17 protein-coding genes and 1 pseudogene are annotated in these 18924 nt (G+C 69.3%); 14 read left to right on the plus strand and 4 right to left on the minus strand.

The genetic code is table 11. The annotated features are described in order from the left end of the window. Window positions 1-159: 159 nt before the first annotated feature. Both G447_RS0110575 and malQ read left to right on the plus strand, forming a co-directional pair. Entirely contained in the window at window positions 160-444 is a 285-nt protein-coding gene (locus G447_RS0110575) for a PTS sugar transporter subunit IIB (protein ID WP_005872156.1), read from the plus strand. A 44-nt stretch (window positions 445-488) separates the two neighbouring features. Further along, complete coding sequence (gene malQ, locus G447_RS0110580) at window positions 489-2639, plus strand: 4-alpha-glucanotransferase (RefSeq protein ID WP_026431027.1); 2151 nt, start codon at window positions 489-491, stop codon at window positions 2637-2639. Window positions 2640-2821: 182 nt separating this feature from the next. Here the strand turns inward: malQ and G447_RS0110585 are convergent, their stop codons facing one another. Both G447_RS0110585 and G447_RS0110590 read right to left on the minus strand, forming a co-directional pair. Continuing rightward, the gene (locus G447_RS0110585) at window positions 2822-3280 is read right to left on the minus strand and encodes a PTS sugar transporter subunit IIA (RefSeq protein ID WP_005872148.1); all 459 of its coding nucleotides are present in this window, start codon (window positions 3278-3280) and stop codon (window positions 2822-2824) included. Next, a complete protein-coding gene (locus tag G447_RS0110590; protein WP_005872160.1) occupies window positions 3277-3507 on the minus strand; it encodes a PTS sugar transporter subunit IIB in 231 nt (76 codons plus the stop codon). Before G447_RS0110590 ends, G447_RS0110585 begins: the two co-directional genes overlap by 4 nt. A gap of 215 nt (window positions 3508-3722) precedes the next feature. Between G447_RS0110590 and G447_RS0110595 the strand changes: the two genes are divergently transcribed. From G447_RS0110595 to G447_RS0110605, 3 genes are all read left to right on the plus strand, one after another. Then, window positions 3723-6152 (plus strand): glycoside hydrolase family 3 C-terminal domain-containing protein, encoded by a 2430-nt coding sequence (locus G447_RS0110595; RefSeq protein ID WP_026431028.1) that lies wholly within the window; start codon window positions 3723-3725, stop codon window positions 6150-6152. A 215-nt stretch (window positions 6153-6367) separates the two neighbouring features. After that, window positions 6368-6991 (plus strand): hypothetical protein, encoded by a 624-nt coding sequence (locus G447_RS0110600; RefSeq protein WP_026431029.1) that lies wholly within the window; start codon window positions 6368-6370, stop codon window positions 6989-6991. Window positions 6992-7027: 36 nt separating this feature from the next. Then, complete coding sequence (locus tag G447_RS0110605) at window positions 7028-8038, plus strand: glycosyltransferase family 2 protein (protein WP_026431030.1); 1011 nt, start codon at window positions 7028-7030, stop codon at window positions 8036-8038. A 197-nt stretch (window positions 8039-8235) separates the two neighbouring features. Here the strand turns inward: G447_RS0110605 and G447_RS0110610 are convergent, their stop codons facing one another. Next, window positions 8236-9591 carry an ATP-binding protein gene (locus tag G447_RS0110610; RefSeq protein WP_026431031.1) on the minus strand — a complete coding sequence of 452 codons (1356 nt, stop codon included), beginning with the start codon at window positions 9589-9591 and terminating at the stop codon, window positions 8236-8238. 1 nt (window position 9592) lies between these two features. Then, the gene (locus G447_RS0110615) at window positions 9593-10306 is read right to left on the minus strand and encodes a LytR/AlgR family response regulator transcription factor (protein ID WP_005870184.1); all 714 of its coding nucleotides are present in this window, start codon (window positions 10304-10306) and stop codon (window positions 9593-9595) included. A 153-nt stretch (window positions 10307-10459) separates the two neighbouring features. On the opposite strand from G447_RS0110615, the gene glf reads away from it, so the two are divergent. The 9 genes and pseudogenes from glf (at window position 10460) to G447_RS12730 (ending at window position 18386) form a co-directional block, all read left to right on the plus strand. Next, complete coding sequence (gene glf / locus G447_RS0110620) at window positions 10460-11599, plus strand: UDP-galactopyranose mutase (RefSeq protein WP_026431032.1); 1140 nt, start codon at window positions 10460-10462, stop codon at window positions 11597-11599. A gap of 40 nt (window positions 11600-11639) precedes the next feature. Then, a complete protein-coding gene (locus G447_RS0110625) occupies window positions 11640-12569 on the plus strand; it encodes an AEC family transporter (RefSeq protein WP_026431033.1) in 930 nt (309 codons plus the stop codon). Between the two features lie 223 nt (window positions 12570-12792). Further along, window positions 12793-14502, plus strand: coding sequence for a sodium-dependent transporter (locus G447_RS0110630; protein ID WP_026431034.1), 1710 nt, complete (start codon window positions 12793-12795; stop codon window positions 14500-14502). Continuing rightward, window positions 14499-14663: a methionine/alanine import family NSS transporter small subunit gene (locus G447_RS12170; protein WP_005870167.1), complete on the plus strand. Its 165-nt coding sequence runs from the start codon at window positions 14499-14501 to the stop codon at window positions 14661-14663. Before G447_RS0110630 ends, G447_RS12170 begins: the two co-directional genes overlap by 4 nt. Window positions 14664-14694: 31 nt before the next feature. Continuing rightward, window positions 14695-15447: an HAD-IIB family hydrolase gene (locus G447_RS0110640; protein WP_005870181.1), complete on the plus strand. Its 753-nt coding sequence runs from the start codon at window positions 14695-14697 to the stop codon at window positions 15445-15447. A gap of 190 nt (window positions 15448-15637) precedes the next feature. Then, complete coding sequence (locus G447_RS0110645; protein ID WP_026431035.1) at window positions 15638-15949, plus strand: hypothetical protein; 312 nt, start codon at window positions 15638-15640, stop codon at window positions 15947-15949. Further along, window positions 15949-17682 (plus strand): alpha/beta hydrolase, encoded by a 1734-nt coding sequence (locus tag G447_RS0110650; RefSeq protein WP_026431036.1) that lies wholly within the window; start codon window positions 15949-15951, stop codon window positions 17680-17682. The genes G447_RS0110645 and G447_RS0110650 overlap by 1 nt, the downstream gene beginning before the upstream one ends. Window positions 17683-17717: 35 nt before the next feature. Beyond that, a pseudogene (locus G447_RS12800) lies at window positions 17718-18212 on the plus strand (DUF4853 domain-containing protein); the annotation flags it as partial. Between the two features lie 27 nt (window positions 18213-18239). Beyond that, entirely contained in the window at window positions 18240-18386 is a 147-nt protein-coding gene (locus G447_RS12730) for a hypothetical protein (protein ID WP_243442376.1), read from the plus strand. The last annotated feature ends 538 nt before the right edge of the window (window positions 18387-18924 follow it).

Raw genomic sequence — 18924 nt, forward strand, 5'->3', positions numbered from 1 at the left:
GGGCGGAGGCCCCGAACCCACCACCGACCCCAGCACCGCGCCGCCGCGCCCGGAGGGTATTGGGGCGCGCCGGTTTCCCCATAGTGTTGCCTTTCTCGCAGTCCACACGTAGAGTGTGACTCGTGTCGCAGTCGAGAGCAGTGCGACGGAAGGGGAATCATGGAGACAGCACAAGAGCTCATCGAGGCGCTCGGAGGCAGGGAGAATATCGTTGACATCGAGCCGTGCCTCATGCGCATCCGCGTCGAGGTGAGGACCCAGCGCGCAGTCGCGGAGAACGGCCTGCGCCTGCCGGAGATCCTCGCAGTCGTGCGCTCGGGGGCCTACGTGCAGCTGGTCGCGGGTTTGAAGACGGAGGAGATCGCGGCCGACATGAAGAGCCGCGTCGCCAATGTGCCCCATGGCACACGCACGGGCCCCGTGGGGGAGTCGGTCTCCGCGTAGAATTAATACTGATCACATCACGACCCCGAAGGCTGAGGTTCGCAGTGGACACCAACGCACCAGCATCATCAGATCCCGGCCTCCTGCGACACGTCGCGGACCGCAATGGAGTGGCCACAGGCTACTGGGACTGGTACGGGAACTGGGTCGATGTCAGTGCCGAATCCCTCCTTGAGGTCCTCCACGCGCTCGGCGTCCCAGTGTCCCCGGAATCGACGATCGGCGACTTGCACGAAGCCGCGCGGCTCGTGGACGAGCGCGAGTGGCGCCAGACCCTGCCCCCCACGATCGTCGCCCGCCAAGGAGGGGGCTACGAGTTCCCCGTCCATGTGCCCGACGGCGCGTGGGTGTCGGTCCAGTGGATCCTCGAGGACGGGCGCAGCGGCCACTGCGAGCAGCTCGACCGCTATATCCCCCCCCGGATCATCGACGACCGGGCCGTCGGGCGCGCCACCTTCGACGTCCCCCACTGGCTGCCCCTGGGCTGGCATCGCCTGGTGGCCACGGTCGAGGGCGGCCTCGTCGCCTCCTCCGCCCTCATTATCGTGCCGTCCTCCTTGGATGCGCCCGCGCTGCGCGGCGGCAAGCGCGCGTGGGGCGTCGGAGCGCAGATGTACTCCACGCGCTCGCACGCCTCGTGGGGCATCGGCGACGCCGTGGACCTGGCCGACCTGGCAGCGATCACGGCCGACAAAGGCGCGGACTTCCTGCTCATCAACCCGGTCCACGCCCCCCAGCCCATCTCCCCGCAGGAGAACTCTCCCTACCTGCCCGTTTCGCGCCGCTGGCTCAACCCCATCTACATCCGCCCCGAGGCTATCGCCGAGTACGCGGCGCTCCCCCAGGAGTCCCGTGACGCCATCGAGCAGTTGCGCGCTCAGACCGTGGACTTCGCCGTCGACGAGGATCTCATCGACCGTGACCGCGTCTGGGAGGCGAAGCGCAAGGCCCTCGAGATCATCTTCGCCGCGGCGCGCCCCTACCGCCGCCAGTCCGACTTCGACCACTTCATCGAGCGGGGCGGGGCGGACCTGGCCAACTACGCCCTGTGGTGCGCCCTGGTGGAGAGGGAGGAGACGATCGAGCTGCCCGAGGCCCTGTCGCGCTCCAGCGCCCCCGCCGTCGAGATGGAGCGCCTAGAGGTCGCCGACCGCGTCGAGTTCTGGCAGTGGTGCCAGTGGATCGTCTCCCAGCAGCTCAGCGAGGCGCAGGCGTGCGCGCGCCGCGTCGGGATGAGCATGGGGATCATGGCTGACCTGGCCGTCGGCGTGCACTCCCACGGCTCGGAGCGGTGGAGCCATCCCACGCTCTTCGCCGACGACATCTTTGTGGGCTCCCCGCCGGACATGTACTCCCAGCAGGGCCAGAACTGGTCGCAGCCCCCGTGGTCGCCCAAGGCCCTCGCCGAGTCCGGGTACGCGCCGCTGCGCGACATGCTGCGCGCCGCCCTGGCGAACGCGGGTGCCATCCGCATCGACCACATCCTGGGGCTCTTCCGGCTGTGGTGGATCCCCGAGGGCCGCAGCGCCTCGGAGGGGACCTACGTGTACTACGACCACGAGGCGATGGTCGGCATCGTCCTGCTGGAGGCGCAGCGCGCCGGGGCCGTCGTCATCGGCGAGGACCTGGGCGTCGTGGAGCCGTGGGTGCGCGACTACCTGCGCGAGCGCGGGGTGCTGGGCACCAGCGTCGTCTGGTTCGAGAAGGACGGCGGGGGCTGGCCGCTGCGCCCCTGCGACTACCGCGAGCGCGCCCTGGCTGCCGTCAACATCCACGACCTGCCGCCCACGCAGGGGTACATCCGGGGCATCCAGACCACGCTGCGCTCCGAACTGGGACTGCTGGTGGACGACGTGGAGACCGTGCGCGCCCAGGACCGCCTCGAGTTGGAGCAGGTGGAGGCACGGCTGCGCGAGTACGGGCTCATCGACTCCGCCCAGCCCACCGAGCGCGAACTGGTCGAGGCACTGTACGCCTACGTCGCGCAAACGCCCTCGAAGCTCGTCGTCGCCTCCCTGGTCGACGCCGTGGGGGACCTGCGCCCGCAGAACATGCCGGGCACGGACGCCGACCTCTACCCGAACTGGTGCGTCCCCCTGTGCAACTCGGAGGGGGACGAGGTCGCCATCGAGGAGCTCCCGGCCAACGAGCGCCTCACTGCGCTCTTCTCGCTCCTGCGCGGTTCCATCGACTGACCCCTCTGCGCCCCCCGGGTGCGCCTGAAGAAGGGGCGCGGGCCCCGTGCGTGCAGGCGCGCGTGTCAACACCGCGAGGGGGTTGTCGACACCGCGAGGGGGTTATAACGCGCGTCGGTGTCGACAACGCGCGTCGGTGGCCGCAGTCGGCGCACCCCACCAGCCCCAGCAGGGCGCACCGGTCAGATGATGGTGAAAAGGGCGTCCCCCGCCCCGACGGCTGACGGGACGGGGATCGCGGGCTCGATGGCCGCTCCGACGGGTTCGAGGACGACGACGGGGGAGACCACGTCGAGGCCGGAGTCGAGCGCCCCGGAGGGGTCCCAGCGGCACACCACCTGCCCCGCGTCCACGCGTTCCCCTTGACGGGCGACCGCCTCGAAGCCCTGGCCCCGCAGTGCCACTGTGTCGATCCCCAGATGGACGAGCACGGCGGCGCCGTCGTCGGCGCGCACGACGAAGGCGTGGGGCGTCGTCTTCACGATGGTGCCCGTGACCGGCGCCAGGACGTCGAGGCGCCGTCCGGTCGGCGGGCGCAGGGCCAACCCCGGGCCGACGACACCCCCGGCGAAGACAGGGTCATCCACTGAGTCCAGCGCCGCGGCCTCGCCCGGCAGCGGCGAGCGCACGGCCGGGCTCATCGCAGCGCGTTCATCGCGTCGACGATCTCCTCGGAGTCGGGGCCCACCACCACCTGCACGGCATCGCCCACGATGATGACGTCGAAGGCCCCGGCGTCGCGCAGGGCCCGCTCGTCGATGATGTCGGCGTCGACGACGTCAAGGCGGATCCGTGTGATGCACGCGTCGAGGTCCTTGATATTGTCCCAGCCGCCCAGGGCGTCGATGATTGATTGCGCGTCGCTCATGGTTCCTCCCAGCCGCGTCGAAAAACCTGCCACGCATGCGCGTGATACTCCCTTCATGATAACCCGTCGCGCCGGGCGGGAGGCGGTGGCTCGGTGACAGAACAGGAACGAGTTCCGACAGATCGTGCTCCGGCGCTCCCCACCGTGGGGCGCGGCGCCCACAATGGTCGTGGGCCCGCGGACGCGGGCGCAGCAATGGAGCATAGGGAGCGACGATGACCACGAACCCCGGGCGCGCAAGGGCGGCGGCAGACCTCAGCCTCATCCAAGCCGCGGCGCTTCTATCCGGATCCAGCGAGTGGGATTCCCGCCCGGTCCCCGCCGCCTCCGTCCCCTCCTTCGTGATGAGCGACGGCCCCCACGGGGTGCGCCGCCAACTCGGGGACGGCGACCACCTGGGCATCGCCGCCTCGGAGAAGGCGACGTGCTTCCCCACGGCGGCCACGGTCGCGAACTCGTGGGACCCCGCACTGGCCGAACGGATGGGCGAGGCACTGGGCCGGGAGGCGCGGGCGCTCGGCGTGGACGTGCTGCTGGGCCCGGGCCTGAACATCAAGCGCTCCCCGCTGTGCGGGCGCAACTTCGAGTACTACTCGGAGGACCCCCTGCTGGCCGGGCGGATGGCCGCGGGCGTGGTGCGGGGCATCCAGTCGCAGGGGGTCGCGGCGTGCCCCAAGCACTTCGCCGTCAACTCCCAGGAGCTGCGGCGCATGGCCTCGGACTCGGTCGTCGATGAGAGGACCATGCGGGAGATCTACTTGACGGCCTTCGAGATCGTGGTGCGCGAGGCGTCCCCGCGCGCGCTCATGAGCTCCTACAACCGCGTCAACGGCACCTACGCCCACGAGAACGCGCACCTGCTCACTGAGATCCTGCGCTCCGAATGGGGTTTCGACGGCATGGTCGTGTCCGACTGGGGCGGCTCGAACAGCGCTGTCGACGCGGCACGGGCGGGAGGCTCGCTGGAGATGCCCGGCCCCGGCCTGTACGGGGCGCGCCAGATCGTGGCCGCCGCCCGGGCGGGGGAGCTGGACGAGGCGGCGGTGCGCGCCCGCGCCCAGGAGGTGCTCGACATGGCGGCCTCGGCCACCGCACTGGGCGAGGCGGATCCGGTGGACCTGGAGGCCCACCACGAGCTCGCGGTCCGCATCGCCCAGGACAGCGTCGTCCTGCTGCGCAACGAGGGCCGGACCCTGCCGTTGGCGGAGGGCGCCGTCGTCGGCGTGGTCGGCGACATGGCGCGAACGCCGCGCTACCAGGGTGCGGGATCCTCCCAGGTCAACCCCACGCGCCTCGAGTCCGCGCTCGACGTCCTCTCCGACGGGGCCGCGGGACTGGTCGTGGAGGGTTTCGCCCAAGGCTACGAGCGCCAGGGGGACACCGACGGCCGGCTCATCGCCGAGGCAGTGGAACTCGCCTCGCGCTGCGGGACCGTTCTCGTGTACGCCGGGCTCGACGAGCTGGCCGAGTCGGAGGGCCTCGACCGCCAGCACATGCGCCTGCCCGGCGCCCAGAACGCGCTCATCAGCGCCCTGGCGGCGACGGGAGCACGTGTCGTCGTGGTCCTCTCGGGCGGCGCCTCCGTGGAGATGCCGTGGGTGGACGGGGTCGACGCCATCGTCCACACCTACCTGGGCGGACAGGGTGGCGCGCGGGCGGCCGTCAACGTCCTGACCGGGCGGGCGAACCCGTCGGGCCGCCTGGCCGAGACCTACGCGCGCTCCTACGAGGACCACCCCACCTCGCAGTGGTACCCGGCGACGGGGCCGCTGTCCCACTACCGCGAGGGCCCCTACGTGGGCTACCGCTACTTCGAGGCGGCCTGTGTCCCCGTCGCCTTCCCCTTCGGCTTCGGGCTGAGCTACTCGGACTTCGAGTACTCGGGCCTCAGCGCGGACCGGCGGGGCGCCCGCTTCACGATCACGAACACCTCTGACGTGGACGGCGCCGAGGTGGCCCAGCTGTACGCGCGCGCCCCCGGCGGTGTCTTCGGCCCGGCCCGCCAGCTCCGGGGCTTCGCGAAGGTGCTGGTCCCCGCGGGGGCGAGCCGCGAGGTCGTCATTCCCTTCGACGACTACACCTTCCGCCACTGGGAGACGGGTCGGGGCCGCTGGGAGGAGGAGGCGGGCAGGTGGACCATCGAGGTCGGCCCCCACAGCCAGTCCGTGGCGCTGCGCGCCGAATTGGACGTGGAGGGCGGGGTGCCCTCGTCGATCGACCCGGCGCTGGGGCACTACCTGGACGCCGAGGTCAAGGCGGTGACGGACGAGGAGTTCGCGGCGCTGCTGGGCCGGCCCGTGCCCGTCGCCCGCGAGGCGGAGCTCCTCGAGTCGGGCGACCCGCTGTCGGCCATGTCCCGGGCGCGATCGCCTCTGGCCCGTTTCGCGGCGCGCAGGTTGGAGGCGGCGCGCAAACGCGCCGACGCGAAGGGGGCACCCGACCTCAACATCCTCTTCGTCCTCAACATGCCCTTCAGGGCGCTGGCGAAGATGACGCGCGGCGCGGTCAGCGCCGACATGGTCGACGCGGTCGTCCTCGCCGTCAACGGGCACGTCCTGCGCGGGGTGGCGCGCCTGGCCAGGGGCTACTTCGCCAACCGCAGGGCGGACAAGCGCACGCAACGTGAACTGGACGCTCCCCGCTGAGGCGCCCCCCAGGGCCCGGACCACAACACTGAGGCGCCCCCCGGGCCCGGACCACAACACTGGGGCGCCCCCCGGGCCCGGACCGCCGCGCTGAAGCACCCGCCCCGCCGAGGACCCCAACGCGGAGTGGAACCGCCCGCAGGACATGGACCGCCCAGCGGGCGCTCCCAACCGAATCCCATGCACACCCACGCACGACCGGAGGAACCCCCTTCATGAACGCCTTGAGAAAATGGTGGAAGGACTTCGAGGACAAGCACCAGACCCTCGCGCAGTTCATTGTCTTCTTCATCCTGTCCAACGGCATCACAGTGCTGCAACTGGTGCTGATGCCCGCCTTCAAAGCGGTGCTCGCGGGCACGTCCCTGGTGGGTACCGCCTTCCAGTTCCTGCCCGTGGGGGTCTCCAACGGGCAGACCATCTACCTCTTCGACTACCCCGCCGGCGCCATCCAATCCGGCGGCGGGGGCGGCCTGGCGTACTTCCTGGCGGTGGAGATCACATTGCTGATCGCCCAGGTGATCAACTTCTTCGCCCAGCGCTCCATCACTTTCAAGTCGAACTCGTCGGTCCTCAGGGCGGCGCTGTGGTACGCCGTGGCCTACGTGGTCATCACGGTCGTGGCCGCCGCCCTTCAGGTCCTGTACAAGGACCCGATCTACGCGTGGAGCATCGCCTCGATGGGCCCCGGGGGCGAGACCTTCGCCGATGTCGTCACTATGATCATCAACGCCGCGATCTCCTTCTGGGTGTTCTTCCCGATATTCAAGGTGATCTTCCGCGACGATCCGGCCCCCGACCAGGGCGGAACGGCGGATGAGGGGGCCGGCGCACAGTAGGATGTGAGGGCACCGCCCCATCAAGGAGACCCCCATATGCCAGCACCGCTGCTCACAGTCATCGTCCCCTCTTACAACTCCCAGGACTACCTGGACCGGGCGATGACCAGCCTGGTCGGCTACGGCGACGAGGTCGAGGTCATCGTCGTCGACGACGGGTCGAAGGACGCGACGGGCGGGATCGCCGACGACTGGGCCTCGCGCTACGACTCCGTCCGCGTCATCCACCAGGAGAACAAGGGCCACGGCGGCGCCGTCAACGCCGGCATCGCTGCGGCCACGGGCACGCACGTGCGGGTCGTCGACTCCGACGACTGGTTGGACCGCAAGGCCCTGGCGGCGGTGCTCGACGTGCTGCGCGAGGAGCGCGGGGCCGGGCGCGACCTGGACCTGCTGGTCACCAACTACGTGTACGAGAAACAGGGGAAGGCGCACAAGGCGGTCATCCGTTACCGCAACGTGCTGCCGCGCGGCCGCGTCTTCGGGTGGGAGCAGGTGCGGCGCTGCCGCTACGACCAGTACCTCATGATGCACGCGCTGACGCTGCGCACCGAGGTGGTGCGCGCCTCGGGCCTGTCCCTGCCCGAGCACACGTTCTACGTGGACTACCTGTACTCGCACGTGCCACTGCCCCACGTGCGCACCATCCGCTACCTGGACGTGGACCTGTACCGCTACTTCATCGGGCGCGACGACCAGTCCGTCAACGAGAAGGTCATGATCTCGCGCCTGGACCAGTTGGCCCGTGTCAACAGGCTGATGGCCCAGGCCATCCCCCCGCGGGGCTCGGTGGACGAGCGCCTGTGGCGGTACATGGTGCACTACCTGCGCATCAACGCCGTGGTGTGCTCGGTGATGGCGCAGCTGTCGGGCACATCCAAGCACTTGGCCCTCAAGGACTCGATCTGGCTGGACATGGAGATGGTGAACCCGCAGGCCACGGCCGCGATCGTCCGGGATCCGCTGGCCGCCCTGGTGCGCCACGGCTCGCCGCGCGTGATCCGCGCGGGCTACGCGGTCGTGCGGGCGGTCCTCGGATTCAACTGAGCGCGGCCGCCCCTGGCCGGGGCGCGGCGCTGCAAGCACCCGAGTCCGCCACGCGCAACCCGACCGCGCGGCGCGCTGCACGAGCGGGGCCTCCGACCCTGCGGCGCGCCGATGCGGGGGTCCCTCCGCCGGCCCGCCCGGGGGAGCGTCCGCGCCGCTCCAGGACCGCAATCGGAGCCACTGCGCGCCCACGGCCGTCACCGTTCCTGTATGGGGGAGGTCGAGGGCAGCAGGACCGTCAGGGTGAACCAGTGGTCCTCCGCCCTGGTGGCGGCCTGGCCGCCGTACTTGCGGGCCGTCCACTGTATCGACTTCACGCCCCAGCCGTGGCGCACCCCGTCGGCTTTGATCGTCGTGAGGCGCCCGCCCGCGTCGGTGCTCAGGCGCCCGTCGAACCAGTTGTCGACGCGTATGACGACCATCTCCCCCCGGCGGAAGAGGGCGAGTTCAATGAGGCGCTTGGCCGGGTCCGGCACCCTGCGGGAGGCCTCGATCGCGTTGTCCAGGGCGTTGCCGAAGAGGGTGGCGATGTCCATCGACGACACGCCCTCCAGGAGGGCCCCGTCCGCGACCGCCGTGAAATTGATGCCCTCGGCGCCGCACACCCGCCCCTTCGTCGTCAGGACCACATCCAGGACCGCGTTCCCACTGTGGTACTGCTGGCCGATCTGCGCGATCTGGGACTCGAGCTCCTCGAAGGAGGCGGCCGCCCGCCCCGGATCCAGTTCGGCGCGGATCGCGGCCACTTGGTGTTTGAGGTCGTGGTGGGCGCGGGCCACTTGCTCCATGTCGGCCCTGGCCGACAGGTACTGGTGGTGCTGGGCCTCCAAGGAGGACTGGATCGAGGCCAGCTCGCGTTCCGTGGCGCTGTGCTGGATGCGCTCGAACTGGGCGAAGAGGATCGCGTAGCCGCCCAGGTCGACGAGCGTGCGGATGTAGAAGACCTCGAGTCCTGCCCGCCCCGAGAAGGGGGTCTGCGTGGAGACGAAGCTGAGGTTCGACAGGGCGAAGACCGCCACGCCGATCACGAGTGCGGCGGCGAGGTCGCCGCGCCCGAGAGCGGGCAGCGCCCCCTGCCGCAGGACGCGCCGCTCGCAGTAGTAGACGCTGCCCAGGCACGCCGCGGCGATGGCGGTGAAGCCGCCGAGGGTCTCGGGCCGCCATATCGGCGCGGCGGCGTGGAAGTAGACGACGACCTGCCACGCGAGGGAGGCGGCCAGCTCGGCGACGACGAAGGCGCGCGCGCTCGTGTGCGTCACCCACCGCCAGTCCATCGCGGTGCCTACCCTGATCGTGCCCCACACCAGCGCGAAGGCGAGGACCATGCCGGGCACCCACAGGGACAGGGGGGCGCGGCCCAGGAGCTCCTGGGTGAAGGCGAAGGCGGGCAGTCCGCCCGCCCCGGCGAGCGCGAGGCGCCAGCGCGGGACCGGGCGCGCGGGGGAGAGCGCGTGGGAGCAGGCGCGTGCGACGGCACTCACGTAGACGAGGGACGCGCCCCACTCGGCCAGCGCTGTGAAGAGGCGGGGGATGTCGGGAAGCGACTCGAACATCTCAGCGGATCCCGCCGGCGTAAGCGGCCAGCGCGCTCATGAACGCCTTCTTGCGGGGGCGGGAGACGCGCAACCGGTCCCCGTTCGTCATGAGGCACTCCTGGTCGGCGACGCCGCGCACATGCCTGAGGGACACCAGGTAGCACGAGTTCGAGCGGAAGAAGTCCATGCCCTCCAGCCGGGCCTCCATCGCCTTGAGGGTGGAGACCATGGAGATGGCGGCGCCGCCTGCGGTGTGGACGGTGAGGCGGTGCTTGATGGACTCGACGTAGACGATGTCCGCCACGGGCACGCGGTGGGTGGCCGCGCCGGACTGGAGCAGCACGGAGGCCCCCTGCCGTTTCGCGAGCGCTTCGAGGCATCGGTCGAGTTCCTGGGAGAAGGCGAACCAGGGGAGGGGCTTGAGGAGGTAGGACAGCGCGCCGACCTGGTACCCGCTGATGGCGAACTGCGGGGCGGAGGTGATGAAAACGAGGATGGCCTCCTGGTCGACCTCGCGGATCGCCCGGGCGGCGCTCATCCCGTCCACGTGCTCCATCTGGATGTCCATCAGGATGATGTCGTACACGGGCTTGTAGTCGCCGATGAGCGCTGCGCCGTCCTCGAAGTGGGTCACGTCGAAGCGGAGGCCGTGCTCGTCGCCGTAGCGCCTGATGTAATCGGACAGGAGGGCGCGCGAGGCGGCCTCGTCCTCGACGACCGCGATCCGTACCATTGGAGAACCCCTCTCCGCGTTGCCTTCCACCCCAAGGGTATCCGAGCGCCGTCGGACGGGCCCGGCGCGCCTGGCGGGGGCGGATGGGATGTGCCAGCGCGCGGGCGGGCGGGGCCAGTAGGATTGGGGGAGGCAACCGGAAAGGGGAGCGGCGTGGATCTGCTCGTTGTTGGATCGGGCTTCTTCGGCCTGACAGTCGCCCGCGAGGCGGCGGAGCGCTTCGGCATGAACGTCACCGTCATCGAACGCCGTGACCACATCGGGGGCAACGCGTACTCGTCGATCGACCCCGCCACCGGCGTCGAGGTCCACCGCTACGGCACCCACCTCTTCCACACCTCGAACGAGCGCGTGTGGGACTACGCCAACCGCTTCACGGCCTTCAACTCCTACCAGCACCGCGTCTACGCGAACCACCGCGGCGTCGTCTACCCGCTGCCCATCAACCTGGGGACGATCAACCAGTTCTTCGGCAGCGCCATGGGGCCCCAGGAGGCGCGCCAGCTCATCGCCTCGCAGGCGGGGGAGGCCGGCGGCGAGCCGTCGAACCTGGAGGAGAAGGCCATCAGCCTGATCGGGCGTCCCCTTTACGAGGCGTTCATCAAGGGTTACACGGCCAAGCAGTGGCAGACCGACCCCACCGACCTGGACCCCTCGATCATCACGCGCCTGCCGGTGCGCTTCACCTACGAGAACCGGTACTTCGCGGACGCCCACGAGGGGCTGCCCGTGGGCGGCTACGGAGCCTGGTTCGAGAACATGGCGGACCACCCGCGCATCACGGTGCGCACGGGCACTGACTTCTTCGACCTGTCCCAGCCCTGCTCGAAGGCGGCCGTGGGCCAAGTGCCCGTCGTGTACACGGGCCCCATCGACCGCTACTTCGACTACGAGGCGGGGGAGTTGTCGTGGCGCACCCTCGACTTCGAGACCGAGGTCGTGGGCGTCCCCGACTACCAGGGCTGCTCGGTCATGAACTACTCGGACGAGTCGGTCCCCTTCACCCGGATCCACGAGTTCGCCCACCTGCACCCCGAAAGGGCGCGGCCCGGCGCGACGAACACCGTCATCATGCGGGAGTACTCGCGTTTCGCCACGCGCGGCGACGAGCCCTACTACCCGGTGGCGTCCCCGGCGGACCGGGAGGTCCTGGAAGCCTACCGGGAACTGGCCGCGGGGGAGGACCGGGTACTCTTCGGCGGGCGCCTGGGATCGTACAAGTACCTCGACATGCACATGGCGATCGCTTCCGCCCTGAACCGCGCGGACGAGGTCGTGGCGCAGTGGCGGTGACGCCCGTGCCGCGCGCGGCCCACTAGGCCAGGGAACAGCGGTGGCTTCGATCATCTGGTCGATCTGCGCGATCAGCGCGGTCATCGGCATAGGCTGGCTGGCCAGGCGCTTCGACCGCGTCGGCCAGGAGGCCGCCACCGCGCTCGCCCAGGTCACCTACTGGGTGGCGTCGCCCGCGATGGTCTTCCACGCGGAGGCGGGCACGGACGTGTCCTCCGTCTTCGGGCGCCCGCTGCTGGTGGCCGCCGCCTCGGGGGTGGTCGCCGCCCTCTTCTTCGTCGCCGTGGCCAGGGCGTGGCCGCGACTGCGGGGGCCGGATCTGGCACTGGGGGCCATGGCGGCGTCGCTGAACAACGGGGCGTACATCGGCATCCCCGTCGCGGTCTACGTCCTGGGGGACGCCTCCGCGGTCCTGCCCGTCATCGTGTTCCAACTGGGGTTCTTCACCCCCATGTTCTTCGTGCTCGCCGAGGTCAGCGCGGCCGGGCGGACGCCGTCGCCGTGCGCCGTGGCCCGCCTCGTCGTCACCAACCCGATGGTGGTCGCCGCAGTGGCGGGCCTGGTGTTCTCCGCGACGGGCGCGGCAATGCCGGTCCTGGTGGATGTGACGGCCTCGATGCTCGGCCAGGCGGCGCCGCCCATGATCCTGCTGGCCTTCGGCATCTCCCTGCGCGGCGGGGGCGCGCGGGTGCGCGGGGGAGCGGGCGCGGTTCTGGCATCGCTGACGAAACTGGTGGTCCAGCCGCTCGTCGCCCTCTCAGCGGGCATGGCCCTCGGGCTGAGGGGCCAGGCCCTGATGTCGGTGACGGTCATGGCGACGCTGCCCACCGCCCAGAACGCCTACATCGCGGCCACGCGGGCGGGCGGGGGCGTGGAGATCGCGCAGGGGACGGTCCTCATCACCACTTTCGCCTCCCTGCCCGTGACCATCGGGGTCGCCGCGCTCTTCCACGCCCTGTCGGCGGTGTGAGCGGCCCCGCCGCGCCGACTGTGGCGCCCATCCACGGCCCTTTCGGCAGTGCGGGCAGCCCTGCTGCGCTGACCGTGGGCGGACCGCCCATCAACGCCCTGTCGACGGCGCGGGCGGCCCCGCGACCAGCTGATTCGTCTGGTATATGGACCCCGTTCCCCTTGCGGCGCGGGACTCTCCTACGCTGGCCCATATCCCTCACACACCGACAGTCAGGAACCCCATGGAGGCCACTGCGCGCAGAACCACCAAACGCGAGTCCTGGAGCGGACAGACGGGCTTCCTGATGGCGGCGATCGGCTCCGCCATCGGACTGGGCAACATCTGGCGCTTCCCCGGCACCGCCTACGCCAACGGCGGGGGAGCGTTCCTGGTGCCCTACCTGGTGGCCCTCGTCCTCGTCGGCATCCCCATGCTGTGGCTCGACTACGCGATGGGGCACAAGCTCCGGGGGTCGCCGTCGTGGGCGCTGCGCAGGCTCGCGGCCGGGGGCGAGGTGCTGGGCTGGTTCCAGACCTTCGTCTGCTTCGTCATCCTGGTGTACTACGGCGCCGTCATCGCCTGGAGCGCCCAGTACATGGTGTACTCCGTGGACCAGAGCTGGGGCGAGGACCCCACGTCCTTCTTCACGGACACGTTCTTGAGGGTGGTGCCCGGCGACCAGTTCTCCTGGGAGCCCGTCGCGGCGGTCGCCGTTCCCCTGGTGCTCATCTGGGTGCTGGTCCTGGCGATCATCGGGCGCGGCATCGCCCGGGGCGTCGAGGCGGCGAACAAGGTGTTCCTGCCCCTGCTGGTTGTCCTCTTCCTCATCATGGTCGTGCGCGCCCTGTTCCTGCCGGGCGCGGTCGAGGGCCTGAACGCCTTCTTCTCACCGGACTGGGAGTCGCTTTCCAACCCGCGGGTGTGGTTGGCGGCCTTCGCGCAGATCTTCTTCTCGCTGTCGGTGGGCTTCGGCATCATGATGACCTACGCCTCGTACCTCAAGCGCAGGTCCAACCTGACGGGCACGGCCCTGGTCGCGGGATTCGCCAACTCGTCCTTCGAGATCCTGGCGGGCATCGGGGTGTTCTCCGCCATCGGCTTCATGGCGCACCAGCAGGGCGTCGGCGTGGGCGACGTGGAGGGCGTCTCCGGCCCCATCCTGTCCTTCGTGACCTTCCCGAAGATCATCTCGATGATGCCGGGGGGAGCGATCTTCGGCGTCCTCTTCTTCGCTTCGCTGACCCTGGCCGGGGTGACCTCGCTGCTGTCCCTGCTGCAAGTGGTCTCGGGGGGCCTGCAGGACAAGTTCGGGCTCTCGCCGGCCCGCGCCGCCCTCGTCTTCGGCGTCCCCGCCACCGTCGTCTCCGTGGCGCTCTTCGGCACCCGGTCCGGCCTGAACACACTCGACATCGTCGATAACTTCATCAACAACATCGGTGTGGTGTCCAGTGCGATCCTAGTGGCCGTCCTGGCCGCCGTGGCACCGCCGCGTCTGCGGGGCCTGCGCCGCCACCTCAACTCCGTGTCCTCGGTGAAGGTGCCGCGCCCGTGGGAGCCCCTGGTGGGCGTCGTCGTCCCCCTGGTCCTCCTCGTCATGATGGGGATCACCGCCGTGACCCTGGTCCAGGAGGGCTACGGCTCCTACGCCCCGGGCCTCGTCGCGGTCTTCGGCTGGGGGTCCGTCGCCCTCGCCGTGGTGGGCGCGGGGGCCTTCACGCTACTGCCGTGGCGCCACCGCCGCGCCGCGCGGTCGATCCGCGCGATCATCGACGCCGACGAGGCGGGGGCCGCCGTCCAGGACGGGTCGGGGGAGCCGCGTGCTCCGGGGGAATCCGGAGGCGGGAAAGCAGACGGGAACGCGGCGCCGGGCGATTGTGATGGCAGTGCTGCACCGGGCGGCTGTGACGGCCCCGGCGACGGGGAGACCGACGGGGAAGGAGCCCGGGCATGAGCGCCATCGCTGTCCTTATTATGGTACTGACGATCCTGCTGGTGTGGGGCGGCCTGGTCGCCTCCGTCGTGCTCCTCCAGGTCCTTCCGGTCCCGCCCGAGGATCCGGCGGAGTCCAGCGGCCACCACGACGGCGCCCCCGGCGATCCGGCAACCGACTAGGGCGGAGCGCCCGCTTCCCAAAGGAGTCCCGATGAAACTCGTCGCCTTCGACCTCGACGACACGCTGGCGCCCTCGAAGTCGCCGCTGCCCCCCCTCATGGACCAGCGGTTGCAGTCCCTGCTCGACCACGTGCCCGTGTGCATCATCTCCGGCGGGCAGATCGGGCAGTTCCGCGCCCAGGTCCTGTCCCAACTGCACGCCACGGACCGCCAGCTCTCCCGCCTGCACCTCATGCCCACGTGCGGCACCCGCTACTACCGCTACGAGGACGGCCAGTGGGTCATGAAGTACGCCCACGACCTCGACCCGCAGGTGCGCGACCGCGCGATCGCCTCCCTGGAGAGGCGCGCCAAAGAGCTGGGCCTGTGGGAGGAGGACACGTGGGGCCCCATCATCGAGGACCGGGGCTCCCAGATCACCTACTCCGCCCTGGGGCAGGAGGCTCCCCTGGACGCCAAGCGCGCGTGGGACCCCGACGGCGCGAAGAAGGCGATGCTGCGCGACGCCGTGGCCCCCGACGTGCCCGAGCTGGACGTGCGGGGCGGCGGCTCGACCTCGATCGACATCACGACCCGGGGCATCGACAAGGCCTACGGCATGGGCAAACTGGTGGAGGCCACGGGCATCGCCCCGCAGGACATGCTCTTCATCGGGGACCGGCTGGACGCCGAGGGCAACGACTACCCCGTCGAAGCCGCCGGGTACCCGACGCGCGCCGTCGCGGACTGGCACGAGTGCGCCGAGGCGATCGCCCAGATCGTGGGAGAGCTCGCCGCCCGGTAGGCCCGGGGAAGCCGGGGTGTCCGTCGCCCGTGTCCGGTGGGCGGACCGGGGTTCGCCATCCGCGGTGGACCGCATACGGTGGGCATGTGCCTGACGGCGTCGCGGGGACGGGTCCGGAGTATGCCGGGTCCTGGCTTCCGACGCGGCGCTGCGGTGCGAGGAACATCCGACGGCGGGGAGGGAGAATGCGGTGACGGACATCCATATTGTTGCGGGCGATCTGGAGACGCTCCATGAGCGCGTGGGGTATGTGGTCGAGGACCTGGGACCGGTGGTGGTCGAGGAGGCCGGGTCGTATATCCACGGGGGAATGCCCGGAGGGCAGAGCGCGGATCTGGGCGTTCAGGCCGCGGACGCCATTGACAAAAGAGTTGGCGGCGTTGTTTCCGGTTTGTCGGATTTCTGCGTGAACCTCGCGGATATGATCGCGCAGTTGGCCGCCACGGAGGACGCCAACACTGTGGTGTTCCAGAACATCGCTCACTCAGCGGGGGTGGACTGATGGTCGCGTGGAGTGAAGTCTTGAACTGGCGCGCCGACTATATCGAGGCCGCCAGGCAAGAGGCGGAGGACGCGTTGCGGACAGCGCGCGCCCAGGTCGCGGAGCTGGAGGACCACCAGCGCCACATCCAGTCCCAGGGCGATTCCGTCAGCGCGATGCGTGGTGCGCTGGGGAGCCAGCAGAATTGTTTGGATCACGGGGTGAACTGCCTCGCCGAGTACATGCTGGCGTGCGCCGAGGCCGTGGATGGCGTGCGCCGGGTGACGGCGAAAGTGGAAAGTGCTTTGGAGATCTCCGAGGAGATCGGCTACCCCATTCACGACGATGGCAGCGTTGACAGTTTTTCCCGCGAGTACGAAGGTGCCTGGACGTTCTCCGTTCAAACCGAGGGCAACGCGGTCGCCGAGGCGAAGCACGCGGAGCTGAAAGAATGCGTTGCTGATGCTCTGCGCATCGCCGACGAGGTGGACGCGGAGTTCGCTAGGCGGTTACGACGACTGGCAATGGGCACGTTTTTCAGAGCTGAGGGCAGGGCATCGATCTCTCCGGGCTTGCCGAACGACGCGGACGAGTCGTGGTCCCCATCGGAGGTGAGCGCGTGGTGGGCCGCCCTGACCGATGAGGAGCGCCAGGCGTGCATCGAGCGCGATCCTTTGAAGTACGGCAACTTGGACGGGATCGACATGGCGTCGCGGGACAAGGCGAACCGGCTCGCCCTGTACGGGCGCGAGGACGCCGACGGCAACCACGTTCCGGGTACTGGCCTGCTCGACCAGGCCCAGGCCAAGTTCGACGAGGCGAAAGCTCGCTATGACGAAGCCATGAACAGCGCGGCTAATGACCGGCAGAGGACGGCTGCGTATGGTTTAAGGGCTGCCCTGGACCGCGCTGAGCGGGATCTGAAGGATTTGCAGAAGATCGACGAGCAGTTGCGCACGAAGCAGGCGTCGGATGGGACGCCCTTGTCCTTGCTCGCCTTGGACACGTCGGGGGAGCAGGTGAAGGCGGCTGTGGCTGTGGGGGATGTGGACCACGCCCAGCACGTCGCGAACTTCACTCCGGGCATGGGCACCAATGTGCGCGACTCGTTGGACAACTACGTGGATGTCGCCGATCGCATGCGCGACAACACAGTCGATAAGGTCGGCATAGGAAAGTCTGATGTCGCTGTGGTGGCGTGGTTGAACTACGACGCCCCGACGGACGTCACGAAGACCTTCGATCCGAGTGTGGCCAGTACGGACAAGGCGCATGCGGGGGCCGACCGTTTGGCGGGGTTCCTCACGGGTGTGCGCTCGTGGCGCGATGAACAGGGAGGTTCGTTGCATTTGACCAGTGTGTCCCACTCCTACGGGTCCACCACTGCTGGGCTGGCGATGCGGCAGATGGGCGAGGGGGTTGTGGACGACCACGTCTACCTGGCTTCCCCGGGCAGTGGGGCGCACTCGGTGGGGGCGCTGGGGGTTGATCCCTCCCACGTGTGGGTCTCCGCTGTTCCTGAAGGGGACTCCACCGTGCAGGGCAGGGGCCCGGATTGGTCGGATTTCGCCAGGGATCCCCAGGAGTTGGAGGGAATCCAGCACCTGTCGGGGGACGCCACAGGAGCGCAGGGGTACGTGTCCGTCAACCCGTCGGGCATCGCGAATCACTCCTCCTACTTCGCCCCGCCCAAGCCGGGGGAGGAGAACGAGGCGTTCAACGACATCTGCCGGGTCGTGGGAGGCGCGAAGTGAGTGGCCGTGTGTTCGCCAGGGCCGCTGGTGTTCTCGTGTGTGGGGTTCTGTTGGCGTCGGGGTGTGGGTTGGTTCCTCGGTCGCAGACTCCGCAGGAGGCGTTGGGTTTGCCGCAGGCGGAGACGCCCTTCGCCCAGCGTGAGTCGATTGAGGAATATTTGCGGTCGGAGGAGCCTGTGCTGGCGGGTTTCGTCCGTGCTCTGGCGGAGAGGGGCGGTGGGACGATTGGTTTCCAACCGGCGCGGCAGCTTCAGATTTGTTCTGATCGGGGGCGTGGGGAGGAGTACGGGTGGCGGTTCCGCAGTGAGACTCTGTATGTGGTGTCGGTTACGGATGTGGATATTGATGAGATAGCGTCGCAGGAGTTGTCCGGTCTGCCGTACAAGGGGACACGGGGAAAGACACGGGAGGACGGGTCTTTCGTTCTGAGTAGTGGAGATGCCGATAATGGTGGGCAACTCCAGGTGACCTATTTCCCCGATCAGAGGTCTCCGGTTCAGTATGAGTCGGGGTGTCGTCCCTCGGACGGGTCGATGGGGGATCTTAGTCAGTACACGTTGCCTACGACTGAGGAGGTGTTCTCCGATTTGGTGGTCTACCCGGCCTTCGACAAGGACACCAAGCAGCCGAATCCGCCCCCGCCGTCCCGGGGCGACTCGGGTCAGTCGGGCGGGTCCGGCGATGAGTCGGGGGATGAGCAGTGAGTGCGCGCTGGATACGAGGGTGCGGTGGGCTGTTGCTAGCCGCCGCGCCGACTTCCGGCCGCCGTGCTTCCGCCCGCGCCGCGCGCTCCAGCCGCTGTGTTTTCGCCCGCGTCGTGGTGCTCCAGCAAGGGGAAGTCTGAGATGACGACCAGTCGTGTGTTCGCCAGGGCCGCTGGTGTTCTTGTGTGTGCGGTGTTTTTGGTGTCGGGGTGTGGGTTGGTTCCTCGGTCGCAGAGCCCGCAGGAGGCGTTGGGTTTGCCGCAGGCGGAGACGTCTTTTGCCGAGCGTGTGTCGATTGAGGAGTATTTGCGGTCGGAGGAGCCGGTGTTGGCGGGTTTTGTCCGTGCTCTGGCGGGGAGGGGGGTGGGAGCATCGGTTTCCAACCGCCTCGGCTCGTCCGTTATTGTTGGGATTGGGGTCCTGGTGAGGAGCGGGGGTGGTCGTTCCGCAGTGAGATCCTGTATGTGGTGTCGGTGACTGATGCGGATATTGATGAGATAGCGTCGCAGGAGTTGTCCGGTCTGCCGTACAAGGGGAC

Origin of the sequence: Schaalia georgiae DSM 6843 (genome assembly GCF_000429245.1) — a bacterium.
GTDB classification, from domain to species: domain Bacteria; phylum Actinomycetota; class Actinomycetes; order Actinomycetales; family Actinomycetaceae; genus Pauljensenia; species Pauljensenia georgiae.